General features: G+C 62.0%; 16 protein-coding genes. All 16 read left to right on the top strand.

Features of this window, described 5'->3' with window-relative positions; all coding sequences use genetic code 11:
• Positions 1–11: 11 nt before the first annotated feature.
• The 16 genes from NUW13_02170 (at position 12) to NUW13_02095 (ending at position 19,343) form a co-directional block, all read left to right on the top strand.
• Positions 12–1,850, top strand: a complete 1,839-nt coding sequence (locus tag NUW13_02170) for a bifunctional homocysteine S-methyltransferase/methylenetetrahydrofolate reductase (GenBank protein ID MCR4437835.1) — start codon at positions 12–14, stop codon at positions 1,848–1,850.
• A 77-nt stretch (positions 1,851–1,927) separates the two neighbouring features.
• Positions 1,928–3,241 (top strand): GWxTD domain-containing protein, encoded by a 1,314-nt coding sequence (locus tag NUW13_02165; GenBank protein MCR4437834.1) that lies wholly within the window; start codon positions 1,928–1,930, stop codon positions 3,239–3,241.
• Positions 3,242–3,916: 675 nt separating this feature from the next.
• Positions 3,917–5,416 (top strand): DUF92 domain-containing protein, encoded by a 1,500-nt coding sequence (locus NUW13_02160; protein ID MCR4437833.1) that lies wholly within the window; start codon positions 3,917–3,919, stop codon positions 5,414–5,416.
• A 43-nt stretch (positions 5,417–5,459) separates the two neighbouring features.
• Positions 5,460–6,746 carry a phosphopyruvate hydratase gene (gene eno, locus NUW13_02155; GenBank protein MCR4437832.1) on the top strand — a complete coding sequence of 429 codons (1,287 nt, stop codon included), beginning with the start codon at positions 5,460–5,462 and terminating at the stop codon, positions 6,744–6,746.
• Between the two features lie 60 nt (positions 6,747–6,806).
• Complete coding sequence (locus tag NUW13_02150; protein MCR4437831.1) at positions 6,807–7,130, top strand: septum formation initiator family protein; 324 nt, start codon at positions 6,807–6,809, stop codon at positions 7,128–7,130.
• Between the two features lie 12 nt (positions 7,131–7,142).
• Positions 7,143–7,940, top strand: a complete 798-nt coding sequence (locus NUW13_02145) for a DUF502 domain-containing protein (protein MCR4437830.1) — start codon at positions 7,143–7,145, stop codon at positions 7,938–7,940.
• A gap of 17 nt (positions 7,941–7,957) precedes the next feature.
• Positions 7,958–9,817, top strand: coding sequence for a hypothetical protein (locus NUW13_02140; protein MCR4437829.1), 1,860 nt, complete (start codon positions 7,958–7,960; stop codon positions 9,815–9,817).
• 20 nt (positions 9,818–9,837) lie between these two features.
• Positions 9,838–10,266 (top strand): ATP-binding protein, encoded by a 429-nt coding sequence (locus NUW13_02135; GenBank protein MCR4437828.1) that lies wholly within the window; start codon positions 9,838–9,840, stop codon positions 10,264–10,266.
• Positions 10,267–10,364: 98 nt separating this feature from the next.
• A complete protein-coding gene (locus tag NUW13_02130) occupies positions 10,365–11,582 on the top strand; it encodes a BamA/TamA family outer membrane protein (protein ID MCR4437827.1) in 1,218 nt (405 codons plus the stop codon).
• A 3-nt stretch (positions 11,583–11,585) separates the two neighbouring features.
• Entirely contained in the window at positions 11,586–12,899 is a 1,314-nt protein-coding gene (locus NUW13_02125) for a BamA/TamA family outer membrane protein (GenBank protein ID MCR4437826.1), read from the top strand.
• A gap of 37 nt (positions 12,900–12,936) precedes the next feature.
• Positions 12,937–13,683, top strand: coding sequence for a 16S rRNA (uracil(1498)-N(3))-methyltransferase (locus NUW13_02120; protein ID MCR4437825.1), 747 nt, complete (start codon positions 12,937–12,939; stop codon positions 13,681–13,683).
• A gap of 91 nt (positions 13,684–13,774) precedes the next feature.
• Positions 13,775–13,978: a hypothetical protein gene (locus NUW13_02115; protein ID MCR4437824.1), complete on the top strand. Its 204-nt coding sequence runs from the start codon at positions 13,775–13,777 to the stop codon at positions 13,976–13,978.
• Positions 13,979–14,036: 58 nt separating this feature from the next.
• A complete protein-coding gene (locus NUW13_02110) occupies positions 14,037–15,005 on the top strand; it encodes a hypothetical protein (GenBank protein MCR4437823.1) in 969 nt (322 codons plus the stop codon).
• A 199-nt stretch (positions 15,006–15,204) separates the two neighbouring features.
• Positions 15,205–17,472 (top strand): S8 family serine peptidase, encoded by a 2,268-nt coding sequence (locus NUW13_02105; GenBank protein ID MCR4437822.1) that lies wholly within the window; start codon positions 15,205–15,207, stop codon positions 17,470–17,472.
• Positions 17,473–17,520: 48 nt separating this feature from the next.
• A complete protein-coding gene (locus NUW13_02100) occupies positions 17,521–17,973 on the top strand; it encodes a hypothetical protein (protein ID MCR4437821.1) in 453 nt (150 codons plus the stop codon).
• Between the two features lie 299 nt (positions 17,974–18,272).
• Entirely contained in the window at positions 18,273–19,343 is a 1,071-nt protein-coding gene (locus NUW13_02095; GenBank protein ID MCR4437820.1) for a CapA family protein, read from the top strand.
• Positions 19,344–19,403: the final 60 nt, after the last annotated feature.

The raw sequence follows: 19,403 nt of genomic DNA, 5'->3' as shown, positions 1-19,403 counted from the left end.
AGGCAAGGGCTGTGGGCGCAGACTTTTTGCAGCGGCTTGAACAGGGCGTGCTCGTGTGCGATGGGGCCATGGGCACCATGCTCTACGCCCGTGGCATCTATCTGAACCGCTGCTTCGATGAGTTGAATTTGAGCCAGCCGGAGCTGCTGGCCGAGATCCACCGGGAGTATGTGGCGGCAGGGGCGCAGATTATCGAGACCAATACCTTTGGCGCCAACCGCTTCAAGCTGGCGCCACATGGTTTTGACCACGTGGTGGCCGAGATCAATCGCGTAGGGGCCGAGCTGGCACGGAGCGTGGGTGGGGAGGAGGTTTTCGTGGCGGGAGCCATCGGGCCGTTGGGGGTGCAGCTCGAGCCTTATGGCACCGTGACGCCTGCGGAGGCGGAGGCTGCGTTTCGCGAGCAGGCAGAGGGATTGCTCGCCGGCGGCGTGGATATCTTCCTATTGGAGACCTTTGCCGACCTCAACGAGATTGTCGCTGCCTTGCGGGCAGTGCGGTCGATTAGCGGCAGGCCGCTGGTTGCCCAGATGACCTTTGGCGACGATGGTCGCACCCTGTTGGGGGCCATACCGGAAAAGGTGGCCACTCGTCTGCTGGATGAGGGGGCCGACGTCGTCGGGGCCAACTGCTCGGTGGGGCCGCAGCCGATGTTAGAGGTGGTGCAGCGGATGCACGCTGCTGGCGCAGCGCGCATTGCGGCGCAGCCCAACGCTGGCGTGCCGCGCCTGGTGGAGGGGCGGTACCTCTATCTTTCCTCGCCTGAGTACCACGCCGAATTCGCCCGGCGCTTCATTGCGGCCGGTGCGCGTATCGTGGGGGGCTGTTGCGGCACCACTCCCGCGCACATACGCGCCATAGCCAATGCGGTGCGTGCTACCGCCCCGCGGCATGCGGCGATGGCCATTGCTCCTCGTGCCGAGGTCATCCCGAAGGCGGCGGTCAAGGCCCGGGAGGAAAAGTCTGCTCTGGGCCGCAAATTGGGCAAGCAGTTCGTGGTGTCGGTGGAAGTGCTGGCTCCACGGGGTTGCGATCCGGCAGAAGTGCTGACTGGCGTGGCGCGGTTGCGGGAGCTGGGAATCGACACGGTGAACATCCCGGATGGGCCGCGCGCCTCGGCGCGAATGTGCCCCATGGCTTTGGCGAAAATCATCCACGAAGAGCTGGGGGTCGAGCCTCTTCTGCACTATACGTGCCGGGACCGCAACCTGCTGGGCATCCAGTCGGACCTGCTTGGTGCACATGCCCTGGGCATACGTAACATTTTGGCCATCACCGGCGACCCACCCAAGTTGGGCGACTATCCAAGCGCCACGGCGGTCTTCGATGTTGACTCCATCGGCCTGACGCGCATTATCGCTGGGCTCAACCAGGGGATGGACATCGCTGGCAACGCCATCGGCGCGCCCACTTCCTTTCTCATCGCTGTGGGTGTGAATCCCACAGCGCCGGACCTCGAGCGGGAGCTGGCCCGCTTTGCGCAGAAGATCGAGGCGGGGGCAGAATTGGCGCTCACCCAGCCGGTGTTCGACGATGAACTTTTTGCCCACTTCTTGGAACGCATAGCCGATTGCCGCATTCCGGTCCTCCTGGGCATCATGCCCCTCATGAGCTACCGCATGGTGGAATTCCTCAACAACGAAGTCCCTGGCGTGCACGTGTGCGATGCGGTGGCCGAGCGTATGCGCAAGGCAAAGACCAAGGAAGAGGCGCGCGAAGTGGGCATCGCTACCGCGCAGGAGACGGTGCGTCATTTCCGGGAGCGGGTGCAGGGAATCTACCTCATGCCTCCGTTTGGGAAAGAGAGGATGGAGGTGGCAACGCAAGTCTTGGAGGGGCTCGCTTCATGAGAGAGGTCACTGGGGAGAAGAGACTCCCGGGCCGGTGCTTCTGCGGCCGAGAGAGCGACGTATGGAGGAGCGCAAGGATGATGGTGAGCAGAAAGGCTGTGCTGTGGATCGCCACATGGGTGATGACCGCCTGCAGCTCGGTCGTTCCACCGCAGGCAGCGTGGAGCCAGATGGAGATAAGCCCGCAGGAGCATTTTCGGCCGGCAGGCGAACCGCTCTTCGGTGGCGCGCTCTTCTCCTATGACGTGTTCAACTTTGCGTGTGGCGATTCTACCAAGAGCCGTCTGGACGTGTACATCTGCTTTGCCAACGATGTGCTGCAATTCGTGAAACTTGCCCCTGATTCCTTCTCAGCGGCGTACGAAGTGCATGCCCTGGTCTACGACCGCAAGAAGAACCTCGTCGCCTCGCGGAGTCGCACGGGCAGACTGGTGGTCCGGTCATTTGCGGAGACGAACTCCTGGACAAGTCTCACCACCGAGTGCATACGATTCGAGCTGGAGCCGCAGAAATACCAGGTAGCCATCGGCCTCACGGACATGGACACGCGCAAGACCATGGAGCGCCAGCGCGACGTGGAGCTGCGGGAGTTCACCCGCACAAGGGTACACATGAGCGACATTGTGTTCGCCGACACTCTGCAGCTGGTCAACGGTCAGCTCAGGCAGATAGTGCCAAACCTCCTTCGCGCCTTCGGTTCGCCCAAGTCCCAATTCAAGGCATATTGCGAGGTCTACCCGCCGCTAGGAGCGGACTCCGTGGAGGTGAGCTATGAGGTGTTTGACAGCCGACAGCAGAGTATCCGGCGGGAGAGGCAGGTCTTCAGTGGCAAGGGAGGCGTGCTACCCTTGGCCATAGACCTGCGCAGCGTGGTGCAGCAGCCAGGGCGCTACGAGTTGGCCATTCAGGCGCGGAGCACCAGGGGACGCGCCACGGTTAAGTCACGATTCGCAGTGCAATGGGGGACCCTGAGCTTCCGCGATACCAACATCGACCTGGCCATCGAGCAGCTCCGGTACGTGGCGCGCAAGAAGGACATCGACGCGATGCTGGCTGCCACTCCCGCCGAGCGCGAGATGCTCTTCGAGGTTTTTTGGCGGCGGCGGGACCCCACCCCGGGCACAGAGCGCAACGAGCTGCGCGAGGAGTTCTTCCGGCGTGTGGATTTCGCCAACCGGCAGTTCACCGTGCTTCTGAGCGAAAGGGACGGCTGGCGGACCGACCGGGGTCGCATCTACATCATCTATGGCCCGCCAACTGAGGTGGAACGGGAGCCTACGCAATTGGACAGTCCCGCCTACGAAATTTGGTACTACCGGCATCTCAACCGGCGGTTCCTGTTTGCCGATCGTAACGGGACCGGTGACTATCAATTGGTGCGCTCCGAGTGAGATGGTCCTATTTGTAGCTTTTGGCCATGGGTGGCGAATGTGGATAACTTGTGCAAAAGTGTCGCCCGTCTGGGCCCCGCATCGGGCGGGCCTGCATCCGCCGGCAGGAGGGCCTGGCGCGCAACGCGCAAGCGAGAGGGAGCCAAGGGGCTGCAACATGCGGCCCCTTTTGCTTATTGAGTGCAAAGGACTTAACAGCACTGGCGACTGGCCCATGTCATCCACGGCGAACTCCCTGGCCGCTGCATCGCTCGCCGGGTGTGCAAAATATTGCCAGCCTCGTCCTCCTCTTGGTTTTCGTCGAGTTATCCTGTGTGGATAACTTGCGCTCACCGCAGGCCGCCAGCGACCGGCGGCCTCTCTGGCGCCGCCCGAAGGCCAACGGGCGGAACGACCCTGCCGCTTTCTGTCGGCTTCCGAATCAAAGCTCGTCCACTCGCCACGTGGGGGAAGGCTCGGCCTTGTTCGCACCAGGCTTTGAATCGGGTCGCTCGCGCACGCTAGAGCTCGCCCGCGGCGACTGAGCCATCCGTCTGCTTCTGAAGGGGAGCCTTGTTCGAAGGGCAGGCGCCGACAGGAGCGGCAGGCAGGGGTGCAAATAGGGGTTGATTTTGAGGAAATATTTCAGTAAAATTGAGGCGGAGATGGCCCCGAGAGTGCAAGTGTGGAGAGCAATTGTCAGACTGGATCCTTCTACCTGTTTTCTTTTTCGCCCTGGTGGTGCTCATTGCTCTGGCTGAGCTCGTGCGCCGCCTGTTGCACGGCTCAGCCGAGGTCACGCGCAAATCAGTGCATGTGTTGACCGGTGCGCTCGTGGCGGGCACACCGTATGTCTTTAAGAGCATGGCTCCCATGGCGCTGCTCGGGGGATTGTTTGTGGTCGTCAATCTCGTGGCGGTGCGCAAAGGCCTGCTCAAAGGGATGCACGGCACGCAGCGGGCCACCTACGGCACGGTGTTCTACCCCCTTGCCTTCTTGATCTTGTTGCTCTTGCTCTGGCATGGCCACAAGAGCATCTTTGTCGCCTCGATGTTGATTATGGCCTTTGCTGATGCCGCGGCGGCTATTGTGGGCGAAAACCTGCCGCGGCCACACGAGTACCGCCTTGGGCAGGAGAAAAAATCGCTCGAGGGGTCGGCGACGATGTTTCTGGTCACCCTCGGGGTGGTGGTTGCGACAGGTCTCTGGTTGGGGCCGATGGATGGCTTTGCCTTGACCCTCCCCGCGCTAGTGTGGATAGCAGCCGTGGTGGCAGCGGTGACCACCATGTGCGAGGCTGTTTCGGCATTTGGCTCGGACAATTTGAGTGTGCCGCTGGGTGCCGCCTTCGTGATGCACTACATGCTCACCCACGCCGGAGCAGACCGGGTTGCGTTCAGCGTGGGGGTGCTTCTGGCGCTGGTCGTTGCCGTGGCCTCAGTCAAGGCGCGCTTCCTGAACGGTAGCGGTGCGGCGGTCACCTTTGTGCTGGCCACCCTCGTCTTCGGTGTGGGACGCTGGCAGTTTGCAGTACCCATCCTGACGTTCTTTGTGCTCTCCAGTCTGCTGTCGCGCTTAGGGGAGCAGCGGAAGCGTTTAGTAGTTGCCAACGCATTTGCAAAGGTGGGACCAAGAGACTTTGGCCAGGTGTTCGCCAATGGCGGCGTGGCGGGCATTCTGCTTCTCGTATGGAACTTCTTCCCGGAGCCGTTGTGGTATGTGCTGTACGTCGCCTCGTTGGTGGCGGTGACGGCAGACACCTGGGGCACCGAGCTGGGAGTGCTGGGCAAGCAAGTTCCGCGCTCGATCCTCACATGGCGACGCCTGCCCATTGGCAGCTCGGGTGGGATCACTTTGTTCGGCACACTGGGCGGGGCGTTGGGAGCCATTGTGGTGGCTGCCTCGGCAGCCCTGGTGGGAGCCCCTGGACACACGCTGGTGTGGACGGCAAAGACACTCACCGCCTTAACGGTCATTGGCGTAGGGGCGAGTCTCGTGGATAGCCTCCTTGGGGCCACCGTCCAGGCGCAATATCGCTGCCGGAGCTGTGGCAAGATCACCGAGAAAAAGGCCCATTGTGGGGAGACCACGGAGTTCCTGCGGGGTGTGCGCTGGGTGAACAATGACGTTGTCAATGTTGCGTGCGCGGTGAGTGGGGTACTCTTGGCGTGGATGTTCCGCTCTTTTCTCTGGTAGTGAACAGTTTGAGACGTGGCGGCATGGAGCAATGGAGGATGAGATGACCACTATCGTTGACGTTTTTGCACGTGAGATACTCGACTCGCGTGGCAACCCCACCGTGGAAGTGGATGTGACCTTGGAGTGTGGCGCTGTGGGCAGGGCAGCCATCCCCTCAGGTGCATCGACCGGCGAACACGAGGCGGTGGAACTGCGCGATGGCGACCCTGCGCGCTTCAAGGGAAAGGGTGTGACCAAGGCGGTGGCGAATGTAAACGACATCATTGCTGAGCACATCATCGGCGAGGATGCCACGCAGCAGGCGATCATCGACCGCATGCTCATTGACCTGGACGGCACCAAGAACAAGTCCAAGCTCGGCGCCAATGCCATCCTGGGCGTCTCGCTGGCGGTGTGCAAGGCGGCTGCAGCGGCGTACGAGCTCCCCTTGTACCAGTACATTGGCGGCGTCAACGCGCGCACTCTGCCCGTGCCGATGATGAACGTGATCAACGGCGGCTCGCACGCCGACAACAACGTCGACCTCCAGGAGTTCATGATTGTGCCGGCCGGGGCAGCCAGCTTTGCGGAAGCCTATCGCATGGGCGCAGAGATCTACCAGAGCCTGAAGTCAGTTCTCAAGAGCAAAGGACTCAGTACTGGGGTCGGCGACGAAGGTGGCTTTGCCCCTAACCTCAGCTCCAATGAAGAGGCGCTGCAGGTGATTATGGAGGCCATCCACAAGGCAGGATACAAGGCGGGAGAGCAAGTGTTCCTGGCCCTGGACCCGGCGGCCAGCGCCTTCTACGACAAGGAAAAGAAGGTGTACGTCCTGGCTTCGGAGAAGCGAAGCCTGAACGCCGAACAGATGGTGGCCTACTACGAAGCACTGGTCAAGAACTACCCCATCTACTCCATCGAGGATGGCATGGCGGAGGACGACTGGGAAGGGTGGAAGTTGATGACCGACCGCCTTGGGGGAAAGATTCAGTTGGTGGGGGATGACCTGTTCGTGACGAACATCGAGCGTCTGCGCATGGGCATCGAGCGGGGCATTTGCAACGCCATTCTCATCAAGCTCAATCAAATCGGTACGCTCACCGAGACGCTGGAGACGGTAGAAGTGGCCAAGCGCGCCGGATACCGCGCGGTGGTGTCGCACCGCTCCGGCGAGACCGAGGATACGACCATTGCCGACGTGGTGGTTGCCATCAACGCGGGGCAGATCAAGACGGGAAGCCCCTGCCGCACCGACCGGGTGTGCAAGTACAACCAGCTCCTGCGCATCGAAGAGAGCCTGGGCGAGGCGGCACAGTTTGCCGGACTGGCGGTGGTGCAAAGAAGGTAGCATGAGGGGCCAGGCCCCTTGGCCCCTGTTGCCTTGCGAGTGGCGGGGAGGAAATTGCTGGTGGACAGACGCCGGCGCAGGGTACGACCCCGACGCCGCACAAACTTTCGTCGCTTCTTGTACCCACTCATACCGATCGTCTTGGCGGTGATCTATCTGAGCGGGAGTGCCGGCTTTGTCAATCAGTACCGCCTGGTGCAGAAGAAGCGGCAACTGGAGCAGAGGGAGCGGGAGTTGGAAGCGCGCAAGGCAGAGCTGCAGGCCGAGATCGACCGGCTCCGTCACGACCGGGCGTACTTGGAGAAGGTGGCACGCGAGGTCTATGGTTTGTGCCGTCCTGACGAAGTGGTTTTCATGATGAAACTGCAGGACGAGGACTTTTGAGGTGTGGAGGCGGTGAGCGACGGTAGCGCGACACCCAAGGCGAAACACATTGCCGGCGGGCGGCAGCCCTGGCGCAAGGCCCTGCGCACCCACTTTCTCACCGGGCTGGTGGTCATCGTGCCGTTGGTGCTCAGCGTCTTTGTGCTTTACAAGCTCTTCCTTGCCATCGATGGCCTGTTCAAGGGAGTCATTGGGGCTTTCTTGGCGCAACGTCTGGGCCTCACCATTGCCGGGCGTCCGATCCCCGGGCTGGGGTTCGTTGCCCTGGTGCTCCTCATCTTGCTGACGGGCGTGGTGGCCCGCAACATTCTGGGGCGCAAGCTCATCGCCGCAGGTGAGGATTTTGTGGCGCGCGTTCCGCTGCTGAACAGAGTCTACAAGACTTTTCAGCAGATTGTTCAAGCCTTTATTTCGGACAAGCGAGAGGTCTTCAGCAAGGTGGTGCTTGTCGAGTACCCGCGCAGAGGTTTGTACTCCGTGGCCTTTGTGACGCAAGACACCAGGGGGCCAGTACAAGATGCCCTCGAATCCGATGTATACAGCGTATTCCTGCCGAGCACGCCCAATCCGACCTCCGGTTTTCTGGTCTTTGTGCCCAAGGAAGAAACGATCGATGTGAGGCTGTCGGTGGAAGAGGCCCTGAAGCTGGTGATTTCCGGTGGCACCATCTCCCTGCCGGAACGCATGGAGAGGGGCAAAGCAGAGCGACTTCCGGCGACTCTTCGCGTGCGCAATCCGTCATTTCCGCAAGCGGCGGCAGGCAAAGGTGGCCGCTCCGGGCAAGGACGCCACAAAAAGTTCACCTCTTGATGCGCGGCCGGTTCCAGATGGCACTAGCCTGCGTTGTCACCGCCTGCCTGCCCGCGCTGGGGTGCGCAAGCGCGGAGGCACAGCAGGTGGTCTTGCCCACGGCATCTGCGCGCAACCCCAGCACGGTCTCCTTTCGCCAAGATTTGAACGCGTACGGATGGTTGTACGATCTTGGCTACCACTACGGTAGAGGACGTCTCCTTCTCGGCCTGCGCGAGCGCTTCCAGGCTTCCATGCTGCGCGTGGGCATGGGCGAGGACAAGTGGAAGGATGACCAGAACCTGGAGGCCTTAGCCGCCTACCAGCTTGCTCGGCGCCTGCGGCTTTCCTTCCGCGCGACATCTTCTGCCTTCGTCGACAGGCAGTCGGGTTTCCGTAACGACGCTCGCACCGACTATCTCGGTGGCAATGTGCGCGTCGGGATCACCGAGCGGATGTGGGCCGAAGCTTCGCTGGGCAGCAAATGGGACCAGCGTTTCGATCGCGCCGACTGGGGCCTCAGTTACGGCACGCGGTTCGACATCGACCACGCGCTTCTTGGAGGATATGTGAACACGCTCCAGCTCGAGCTCGGCGGCGACCAGTTTCCGGTGCGATCCAATCGGGACGTGGCCCTGGGCTATGCAGTCTGGCGGGAGTTCGCCCCGGGCACTGCCGATTCGCTGCGCATCGCGCTGAGCAACCGGCGACGGGACAACTACTTTTCGCCAGCGGGCGACATCGAGACCTATGAGGAGCGTCCGGCAGGGATCTACAACCACCTTACCTATCGTCTCTTCCGCAACTTCCATTTGAGCCTGCAGAATGCCGCCAGTTATCGCGAGGTGGAGGTGTCGCTGCGCGAGGAGAGCAAGGTGAGAGACCGCCGTCGCCGCCGCGACCAGGAGTTCGAACACTGGGTGGGACTCGACTTTGCCCAGGGCGGGGCCTCATGGCGCGCCCTCTTGGGCTATTGGGCGCAGGATCAGCGTTACGACATGCCGGTGACCAAGGCGCCTTCGCCATTTTCGCCCCGTGCTGCCTTTGTCACGCCGGAAAACCGCTCCTCACGTCTCACGCTGGTGAACGAGGCTGGCCTGCGCATGGCCGCCGATTCCCTCGCGGGCCGTTTTTCGCTGAGCTTGCTGCGCTACGATACCCCGGACACGAACAATTTTGACGATCGCGATGAACTGCGCATCAGCGGTTCCTTCTTGGTGCAACACCTCTTCTCCTCTGCGCTGAAACTTCAGCTCATGGCCAGCGTAAACCTCTTCCACATGGTTTACCTCTTTGCCGAGCGCAGCGCCGACAACAATTGGAACCGGGTCTTCCGCCTCACCACGCGCGGATTCTATGCCCCCACTCCAGAGTTGTCCCTCTACCAGTCGTTCGAAGTGCTGGCCAACTATGTGGCCTATGACTATGAGCAGGTGTTCGAAGAGACGCGGAGCTTCGTTTTCCGCAAATTCGCCGCCGCCGACTCGCTAAACTGGCAGCTCACCAGCCAATCGCGTCTCTATGCGGAGTCGCGTCTGTTGCTGGAAGAGAACGGGCGCCTGTACTGGGAGCAGTGGGCAGAGCGGCCACTTGTCTCCCGCACCAGCCTTTGGGTGCGCCTGGCGTGGAAGTACCGCCTTACTGGCGGCCTGGAGCTGGCCCCTGGACTTCTCTACTATCGCCGACAAGGGTGGCGCCACGCCGTGAGCACTCAGCGGGGCTGGCTGGAGGAAGAGTACGAGCGGCATTTCAGCCGGGGGCCGGTGTTGGCAGTGGAATACGCCGGGTCCTCTGGGCTGCGCCTCCAGGCCCGCGCAACCAGACGCAGGGTGCACACCACTGGGCAAGCTCCGCACACGCTGAGTAGCGTCGACCTCGGCCTCACGTGGCTGTTCTGAGGGGCGAGGGAAAGGCATTCGTGAAAGAGCGCCCTCACAAGACGTATGCTATCGCTGTCCCCAGCGATCCCGGCCACATCGCGGAGGTTGAACGCCTTGCCGAAGGGGTCGCCCACGAGCTGGGCTTTGCCGAGGATGATGCCGACAGTCTGTCCATTGCCGTCACCGAGGCGGTGAACAATGCCATGCACCACGGCAACAAGTTGGATAAGAGGAAGAAGGTACATGTCCTTTTCGAGCTCTTCGGGGAGAGGGTGGTCGTGCATGTGAGCGATGAGGGCCAGGGATTTGACCCGGGCAAGCTCCAAGATCCCCTGCGGCCAGAGAATGTGCTTAAGGACAGCGGTCGCGGCATCTTCATTCTTCGCGCCCTGATGGATGAGGTCCGGTTCTGTTTCTCGCCCACAGGGACCGAGGTCGTCTTGGTGAAACGGAAAGCCCGCAGGTAAAACACCGCAGTTCCCTCTCCCGAAGACAGGAGAGGGCTTTGAACGCGCCGCCATGAGTTTGGCAGGCTGTAGCGAGAGAAATGAGGAGGAGCAAGCCAATGTGCCGTGAGAATAGAGGTGCCACGCCGAGGGCAGTGCACTTGATTGCGGTCTGCTTGGTGGGCGTCTTGTTAGTGGTGGAGCTCGGCCCTGCGCTGGCGCAGTTTGAGGTTCCGCCTTTGCACCCGCCCGAACTCTTTGGGGAGGACAAGCCCGTCTCGCTGGCCCCGGTTCCACGGTACAACCGGGTGGAAGGGCTTTTTCTCGGCGCCCACCTGACCTGGCGCCCGATGCGCCGTCTCGGGCTGAGCTTCCCGGTGATGGCCGGCTATGGATTCACCAACAAGACGTGGCGCTATTCGGTGGGCGTGCAGCAAGCTCTTTTCAGGGGGGAGCGACTGACCATTGGCGGTGCCTTGTTCGACGAGACCGCTTCCAACGACGGCTGGCGCCTGCGGTGGGTCGAGAACTCGCTGGCCGCCTTGGTCTTGAAAGAAGACTTTATGGACTACTTTGGACGAAAGGGCTGGCAAGTCTTTGTGAACGAGCGCCTGGGCGGGCGCCATGATGTCAGGGTGGTGTACGCCGCCTACGACTACCAGGACATGGGCAAGGAGGAAGGGTTTGCCGGTGCACTCTTCGGCGGCAAGAAGCGCTTCCGTCCCAACCCGCATGTCAGCGAAGGGGAGGAGCAGAGTGTGAAGTTCATCGTCGAGTTCGATTGGCGGGACAGCCCCTTGCTCCCCTTCGAGGGAACGTTGGTGCAGGCCATCTACGAGAAGACCTGGCAGGACTTTGCCACGGACGGCTTGTTTCTGACCGTCACGCATTTTCGTCCCACCTTTGGCAATCAGCGGCTGGTGCTGCGCACTATGTTGGGGGCGCGCTCCGGGAGTCTGGCGCCGCAGCACCTCATGAGCCTCGGCGGTGTGGGAACGTTGCGGGGGTTTCCTGAGCGGTGTCAGGCCGGGCAGAATCTGGCGCTCTTCAACGCGGCGTACTATTTTGGCGGCGACCTGTGGCGCATGCTCACCGGCCGTCGGGCACATGGCCGCGAGCAACTCTCTTTGGGCCTCTTTTTCGATGCGGGCTCGGCCTGGGGCACAGAGCGGGTGAAGGAGGGCCTGCTCAGCGACCTCGATGGCTACCGTGTGCTGGCCGACGCCGGGGTGTCCCTCCTCGTTGCCGACGGCGTGGTGCGCGTTGATTTTGCCCGGCAAACGAAAGGTGGGGACGGCTCGTGGCGCGTCACCATGCGCTTGCTCAGCGCCTTGTGAAAGATGGGGCGCCAGAGGAACAGTGGCCTGCTGCTCGCGCTTGCGACGCTGCTCAGCCTGTCGGCTGGGCCATGCCTTGGCCAGCAGTCGCTCAGCGACAGCCTGCGCATCGTTCAGATCGTCGTGTCGGGAAACGAACACACGCGAGACTTAGTGATTTTGCGGGAAATGAAGACTGCGATCAGTGAGCAGCTTGACCCCCAGAAGCTCGAGCTCGACAGACTGCGCATCGAGAGCTTGGGCCTTTTCACCAGGGTGGAGGCCCTCCCTATAAGGACCGAGCAGGGGCTGGTCGTGGTGATCCTGGTCAGCGAACGATGGTACATCTTTCCGTTTCCGATTCTGGAGCGCCATGAGAGGGACTGGGCCAAGTTTTCCTACGGATTTGGCCCCAGGCACATGAACCTGCGGGGCAGAAACGAGCAGGCGGGCATCACCGTCTGGTGGGGGTACAATCCAGGCTACCAGGTGGACTTTACGAGCCCGTGGCTGTTGGGCAAAGGGGGGATGTTTGTCACGGCGCTGGTCTCCCGGCAGCGAGTGCGGAACCTCAGTCCCCAATTCCCCCGTTTTGAGCAGGAAGTGGCGGGGTTCTCGTGCACCATCGGCCAGCGTTTCGGTTACCACCTTTACCTCGGTCTGACGGTGGGGTACAGGCAAGTGCGGGTGGTTCCGCCGCTGCCCGGGGCGATCATTAGCGCTGACGGTCTGGACCGAGCGCCGCAGGGCGGCCTCTCTGCCTCGTACGACACTCGTGATCTGGCGGAGTATCCCCGGCGGGGCTGGTGGTTCAGTCTGAGCGCTCGCCGCGTGGGTTTGCCCGGCTTGACGGCCAATTACCTGCTTTGGGGCCTCGACATCCGCCGCTACCAACGGCTCAAGGGGCAGATGTCGCTTGCCATGCGGGCCAGCGGTTCATTCTCGCGGGGCCAGGTGGCCGTGTACGATCGCCTCTATCTCGGCTATGGGGAGCGGGTCCGCGGGCACTTTCGGCAAGTGGCAGAGGGGGACAGCCGCGTCCTCCTGGGTTCGGAGCTTCGCTTCACCGTCATCCCGGTGAGGTACGTAACCCTGGAGACGGCCGAGGCGCTGCTTGGGGGCTATGGCCGCAATCTCAAGTTCGCGCTCAACGCCGGCATCTTCTGTGAGGCTGGAAGCGTCTGGTTCCGCCAAAGCACGGAGCAGCGCCTGTGGTGGCGAGGGTTTGGCGCCGGATTGCATTTCCACCTGCCTTACGGCTATGTGCTGCGGGCCGAGTATGCGTGGGACGGCAAGCTGAAGGGCGAGATGATTCTGGACTTGGGCGTTGCCTTCTGACTTGCTTGCGGGCTGTTCCGTATTTTGAGCCGACGAGATGCACACGCCATCACATGCGGACTTTTTCTACGTCAGGCCGCAGGACGTGCACAAGGACCGTCTTTTCCTCGTCGACCAAGAGCGGCACCATCTGGTGGTGGTGCATCGCACGCGCCTAGGACACCGCTTCTTCGCGGTGGACGGGCTGGGTCACTGCTATGAGTGCGAGCTCGCGGGCACGCAAGCGGAGCGCGCCGAGGCAAGGATCGTGCGACGCATGCAGGGGGTGGGAGAGCCGCGGCTGCGGCTTACCTTGGCGGCCTCGCCGCTGCGTGGGGAGCGCTTTGACCTCTTGGTTGAGAAAGGCACCGAGCTTGGGGTGAGCAAGTTCGTGCTCCTGTGCACGGCAAGGAGCGGGCGCTTCGTTGAGAACCGCATCGACCGCTGGCGCAGGGTCGCCCTTGCGGCAATGAAGCAGTGCGGACGATCGATGCTGCCGGAAATCACCGGCCCGTGCACGCTGCCGCAGGCCATGGACGCTCTGTCGGGTGCGCCACTGCGCTTGTTGGCTCACGAAGGGGCGGGTTGCGAGCCGTTGGTGAGTGTGCTCCTCGGCCTGAAAGGCAGAAACATCTCCGAAGCGGCACTGCTTGTCGGTCCAGAAGGCGGCTTTACCGCCGAGGAGGTGGCGTCGGCAGTGGCACGAGGGTTCACGGCCGTGAGCCTGGGCAGTCGTCGGCTGCGGGCCGAAACGGCAGCCGTGCTGGCGGCGGCATTGGTCCTGGCCATTTGCGACCAGCGGTGAGTGAGCCCTCGTAGCGCATGAGCGTTTCGGTGGAGGGGACACCAGCCCGAGGGGAGTGTTTGGATTACTTCACGAAGTAGGGAGCACGCCGGTGAAGAAAGCAGCGATTCTCTCGTGGATTGTGGAAGGGGTTGGCTTGATAGCCTTCTTTGTTGCTTTTGGCCTGCTCGTGGACGGGTTGCAGGAGGGCAATCCTCTGGAGGCGGCGCTGTCTGCGGCAGTGATGGCACTGTTGCTCGGCACAGGGATCTACACCTGGTGGAAGGAGAGGCGGCGCCGGGGGGCCAAAGCGTGAGTTGACGTGCTTTGGGGAATCTCCATTTCCCGCGCACGCGGGCAAAAAGGAGGCAGTCATGAAGAACTGCCGTTTTCGACGCTGGGTGGTGATGGCTGCAGCAGCGCTTGCCATCGCTTTCAGTTGCGAGCACGTCCCCACCGAGCCAGAAGTGGTGTCGAAGGATGAGCTTTCCCAGATCCCCTTCCATCGGCTATCCGGCAAGATTCTTTTCCGTCGCACCCTGCACGACTGGCCGGGTGAGTATTACCTCATGCTCCTCGATGCGGAGGCCCGTGACCTGCGAGCCATAGCTTATTTCGGCGCGTATGTGCCGGCTAATTTTGCGCTATCGCATGACGGCACCCGTGCATTGTTCAGCTACTTTATCCCGGCCAGCATATTGTGGGGTTACAACTGGCAACTCTACCTCATGGATGTTGCCACTACCTCATGGCGGCGCCTGTCGCCCTCCGACTACGACGACAGTTTCCCTACGTGGTCGCCGGATGACCGTCAGGTTGCGTTCTGGTCCAACCGGGACCTGCGGTCGTCCATCTGGCTGGTCGATTTGGCCAGCGACTCGGCCCGCCATGTGGTTGATGTGAGCGATTCCATCCACACTCGCGTCGCCTGGTTTTCGCACGGCCGTTCGTTCATCTACGTCAGTGTGGACACGGCGCGCCACGCCGCGCTCTACCGCTTCGACTTTGCTTCCTCCTCGAGCACCTTACTTTACACCTTGGAGGTGGCCGTGGACCAGGCCATTATCAAGCACCCTGCGTTGTCACCAGACGATGAAAGGCTCGCTTTTGTGCGCGTGCAGGTGACCGGGGTGGACGAGATCTGGGTGCTGGACCTGACCAGCGGCATGCCTACCAGGCTGACCACTGGGATCAGCGACTGGCACCCGGCCTGGTCGCGTGATGGCACGCAGATCCTTTTCGGGCGCGGCGACCACCTGGCCATCATGCACAGCGACGGTTCGCAGGTCGAACGAGTTACCTTCGGGGACCACACCAACGAGTACCCTTCCTGGGTGCCGTAGGCGAACCCAGTACAAAGTGCCTTCGGCGCCGTCCCCTCCTCTGTGCGCGATGCGCTCGACAGAGCCATCTCGTTCTCATTTTCCCCTTGTGCACGCGTTCCATTTTTGCTATCTTTGAGCCGGACTGGCCCGCCACCTCTTGGGAGCCAGTCTAATGTTGCCCATTGCTTTGTTCTGCCCCACATCTGGAGGGCGAAGAATGACTCTTGGCAGGAGCGTGGTCTGGGCGGTGGTTCTGTTGGCTTTGGTCGATGTGTGCGTTCCGGCCGACCTGTCCGAGTCACAGCGCGCAAAACTGGACCCTTGCCTCCGTATGGTGGTGCTGCATCCGGATGCGGTGGCCAGAGGTGCCGTGCCGGGCACGGCGCTGATGAAGACCGCCCCCGAGCAGTACCTGCGCGTTTTGATCCAGGTCCGCAATGGGTTTTCGGGTGTGCTCGCCACCGGTGCCCAAGTGCAGGCAGTGGTCGGGAACGTCGCTACTGCCCTGGTGACCGAGGACGAGTTGCTGGCCATTATCGGCCTGGATGAGGTTGTCTACGTGCAGGCACCCAAAGCGCGCCGGCTGCAGTTGGACCGCAGCGTGCCCGAAATCGGTGTGACGGCGGTGCGAAGCTCCTCAGGCCTCACCGGCAAGAACACCGTGCTGGGCATCGTGGACACCGGTATCGATTGGCGGCATGCGGATTTTCGGCACAACAACGGCACGACGCGCATCAAGTACCTGCTGGACTTTAGCGACCCTGGCGACGTGAACGGCGATAACAAGTTGGACGGCCCGGACGACTACGGCGGCACGCTGCACACGGAAGCCGAGATCAACACCGCCTTGCAAGGAGGGCCCTCCCTTGCGCATCGCGACGTGGTGGGCCACGGCACGCACGTGGCAGGATGTGCCGGGGGCAACGGTCGCGCTACCGGGAGGAAGCAGCCAGCCGGGCAGTATGTCGGGGTGGCTCCGGAGGCGGCCTTTGTCATCGTCAAAGGGACGCGGGTGGAAGGGGCAGACAAGATTGCCGACGACGATCAGGTCAACGCACTGCACTTTGTGCACAGCAAAGCCGGCGAACTGGGGATGCCTTATGTGGTGAACCTAAGCCTTGGCTCCAACTGGGGTGCACACGACGGCACCGATGTGGCCGAACAGGCAATTGACCAGCTTGTGGGACCGGGGCGTCCTGGGCGCGCCGTAGTGGTGGCTGCCGGTAACGATGGCCAGGAGAACATCCACACCAGCGGCACCCTCAGCCCGGCTACCAGGAGCGTGACCATCAGAACAGAGATCGCTCCCTACGACAAGAACAGCGCTACCCAAGATGACTATCTCGTGCTGGATTTTTGGTATTCGGGGTTTAGTAATCAATCGATCACAGTCACGACGCCAGCGGGACGGACGTACGGCCCCTTCCTCAGCGGGCGCCTTTTCTACGAGGACACCAAGGAGGGTTTTCTCTACATCGACAACGCCCATGGGGGCGTGAACCCGCGGAACGGCGACAAGGAGCTGCTCATTCAGATCTACGACCGCAGCGCGGGCTCGGAGCCGGCAGCAGGCACCTGGGAACTGACCATCAGTGGCACCTCGGGGCGCTTCGATGGCTGGATTGCCGCCTCCTCGATGGAGGCACGTTTTGTCGACCACGTAGACCACACCATGAAGGTCAGCATCCCCGGCACTGCCCAATTTGCCATTACGGTGGGCTCGTACATTACCAAGCGCACATGGGTTGACCTGGACGGCCACACCCTGACCAGTCCAGGGTTGAGCAACAAGCATGACGGCGAGCTGTCGGACTTTTCCAACCCCGGGCCGACGCGTGACGATCGCACCAAGCCGGAAGTGGCAGCACCAGGGGAGAAGATCGCCGCCGCTCTCTCGGCCGATGCTGATCCCTCCCAGCCGACAAGCATGTTCTATACCGGCAGCGCCCAGTTCCCCAACGGCTTTATCCTGCCCGACGGCGTGCATGCCATAAGCCAGGGAACGAGCATGGCGGCACCGCACGTGGCCGGGGTGGTGGCACTGGCGCTGGAGCGCGATCCCACGCTCACGTGTGTGCAGATCCGGCAGATGCTGCAGGACTCTGCGCGCCGAGATGCCTTTACGGGCATGGTGCCCAACAACAGTTGGGGCTATGGCAAGGTGTGGGCTGGGGCCGTGATCGCTCTCCCGCCCCAGGAGGGGAATCTGCCGACTGCCTTTCGGCTGTTCCCCGGGTACCCCAACCCTTTTGTGCAGAGCACCGTGATCAGGTATGAGTTTCCTCAAGACAATTTGCCTTCTGACGTCAGCATCGCCATCTTCGACACACGGGGCAGGCAGGTACGCACAATCAGAGGAGGCCGCACGTACGTGGTGTGGAATGGACGGGATGACGCTGGCGCCGCCCTGGCGAGCGGCGTGTACTTCTGTCGCTTGCGTGCGGGTAGCTACTCGGGCGTCCGAAAGTTGGTGCTATTGCGCTAAGGTCCGTTGACGTAACGCTCAAACACGGCACTACAGGAGCTGAGGTCTATGGGATCCCTGTGGGATGATATCCGCAAGAGCCTGAAGCAAGGGCTGGAGACCGTTGCCGACTACACCGACCAGTATACCAAGATCGGTCGGCTCAAGGTGGACGAGACGGCGATCAAGCACAGCATCAATCGGTTGTTCGCCGAACTGGGCGGGAGAGTGTACGAGCTTCTGGCACAGGATGCCCGCAGCCAGGTAGCAGCCGATGAGAAGGTCAGTTCCCTGGTGGGGCGCATCAGGGAGTTGGAGGGGAAACTGCGCCAAAAGCAAGCGGAGACAGAGAAGATAAAGCAGGAAAAAGAAGAGCAACGGAAGAAGAAAGCTTCCTCGCGGGCCCCTTCCCCCACGCCGCAGGCGGAGCCAAAGCCTGAGCCCGCAAAGGTGGCAGCCAAGAAGCGCCCACGCGCAGCGCGCACGAAAAAGACAGAAGGCGGTGAGGACTCGGGCCTGTAGCTGGCCATGCGTCCGGTGCGGCCCTGAGGGGCGCGGAGTACACCGGGGCGCCGAAAGGAGCTTGAACGAGGGATGCGAGCGAGAGCGATTTCGGAGCGTTGAGCACAGGGGAGCCTTGGTTGCTAAAAAACGAGGGAGGGGAGGACTTCGGGAATGCCCCATCGCACGGAGATGGGGTAGTTTTTTGGGAGAACAATTTGATCCATTCAAGAACCACAATCGCCCTTGGACTGTGGGCCGTAGGTCTTTTTCTGACGTGCTGCGGTGGCAAACAGGAGCGTTTGCCCGCCGGCGAACAAATGAACGCGACCTTTTCGGTCGCCCAGGACACGGTGCGGTGGCGCCGATCGGTGGAAACCATTTCCGAGCGCAAGATTGTCTCCATCGCGGCTGTCGGCGATGTGATGCTTGCCGGCGCCGCGCTGTGCATCGTCGAGGCACAGGGTTGCGGGTACCCCTTCGACTCGACCAGGGCTCTGCTGCAGAGTGCGGATGTCGCCATTGGCAACCTGGAGGCCCCATTCACCACACGGGGTAAGGCCTTCGACAAGACGTTCACCTTCCGGGTGCCGCCGCCGTGGGCAGCAGGGTTGAAGAACGCCGGGTTCGACGTCCTCAACTTGGCAAACAACCACATCCTCGACTATGGGCACGAGGGTCTTTTCGATACCATTGCCACCCTCGACTCTTTGGGGCTCCTTCATTGCGGCGCCGGCGCAAACGATTCGCTGGCAGCCGCGCCGGCGCTGGTGAAGGTCGGGGATAAGACCGTTGCCTTCCTGGGCTTTTCCACTACCTTCCCAGAAGAATTCTGGGCCACGCACAGCCGCGCGGGCACCTGCTTCCCTTCTGAGCAGAAGTTGAGGAGGGCTATCCAGGAGAGCCGGGCGCGGGCAGACCTCGTGGTGGTCTCTTTCCATTGGGGCGCGGAGCTGTTTACCATGCCCAAGGACTACCAGCGGCTCTTGGGCCACCAGGCCATCGACTGCGGGGCAGATTTGGTGCTGGGACATCACGCGCACGTGCTGCAGGGGTTGGAAGTCTATCGGGGCAAGCTCATCGCCTACGGATTGGGAAACTTTGCTTTCGGCTCGCGCAGCGAGTCCTCGCGCGAGAGCATGATCCTCAAGGTCTACCTGGACGAAAAAGGCCCGCTCCTGGCGCGAGTCATTCCTATCTCTGTGTACTATCGCGAGGTCTACTATCAGCCGCGCCTGCTGCGCGGAGAGGCACGGGCGGCAGCCTTAGCGCGGATGGCAGAGATCTCCGCACCTTTGAACAACGGCAGACAGATCCTGGACGACTATGGATTCGTGCTTTTTTCGCCCGAGCCCGTGGGGCGAGAAGGGCAGAGCCCTGCCTCGGAGTGATGGAACTGCTGGTCATCAGAGCTACCGGCAGCATCAAGGCAGAGAGTGGCGTGAAAAGGT

The organism is candidate division KSB1 bacterium (genome assembly GCA_024655945.1).
Classification (GTDB): domain Bacteria; phylum Zhuqueibacterota; class Zhuqueibacteria; order JANLFK01; family Oleimicrobiaceae; genus Oleimicrobium.
The sequence above is the reverse complement of the archived record's forward strand: the minus strand, read 5'-3'. Positions and strand labels throughout refer to the sequence as shown.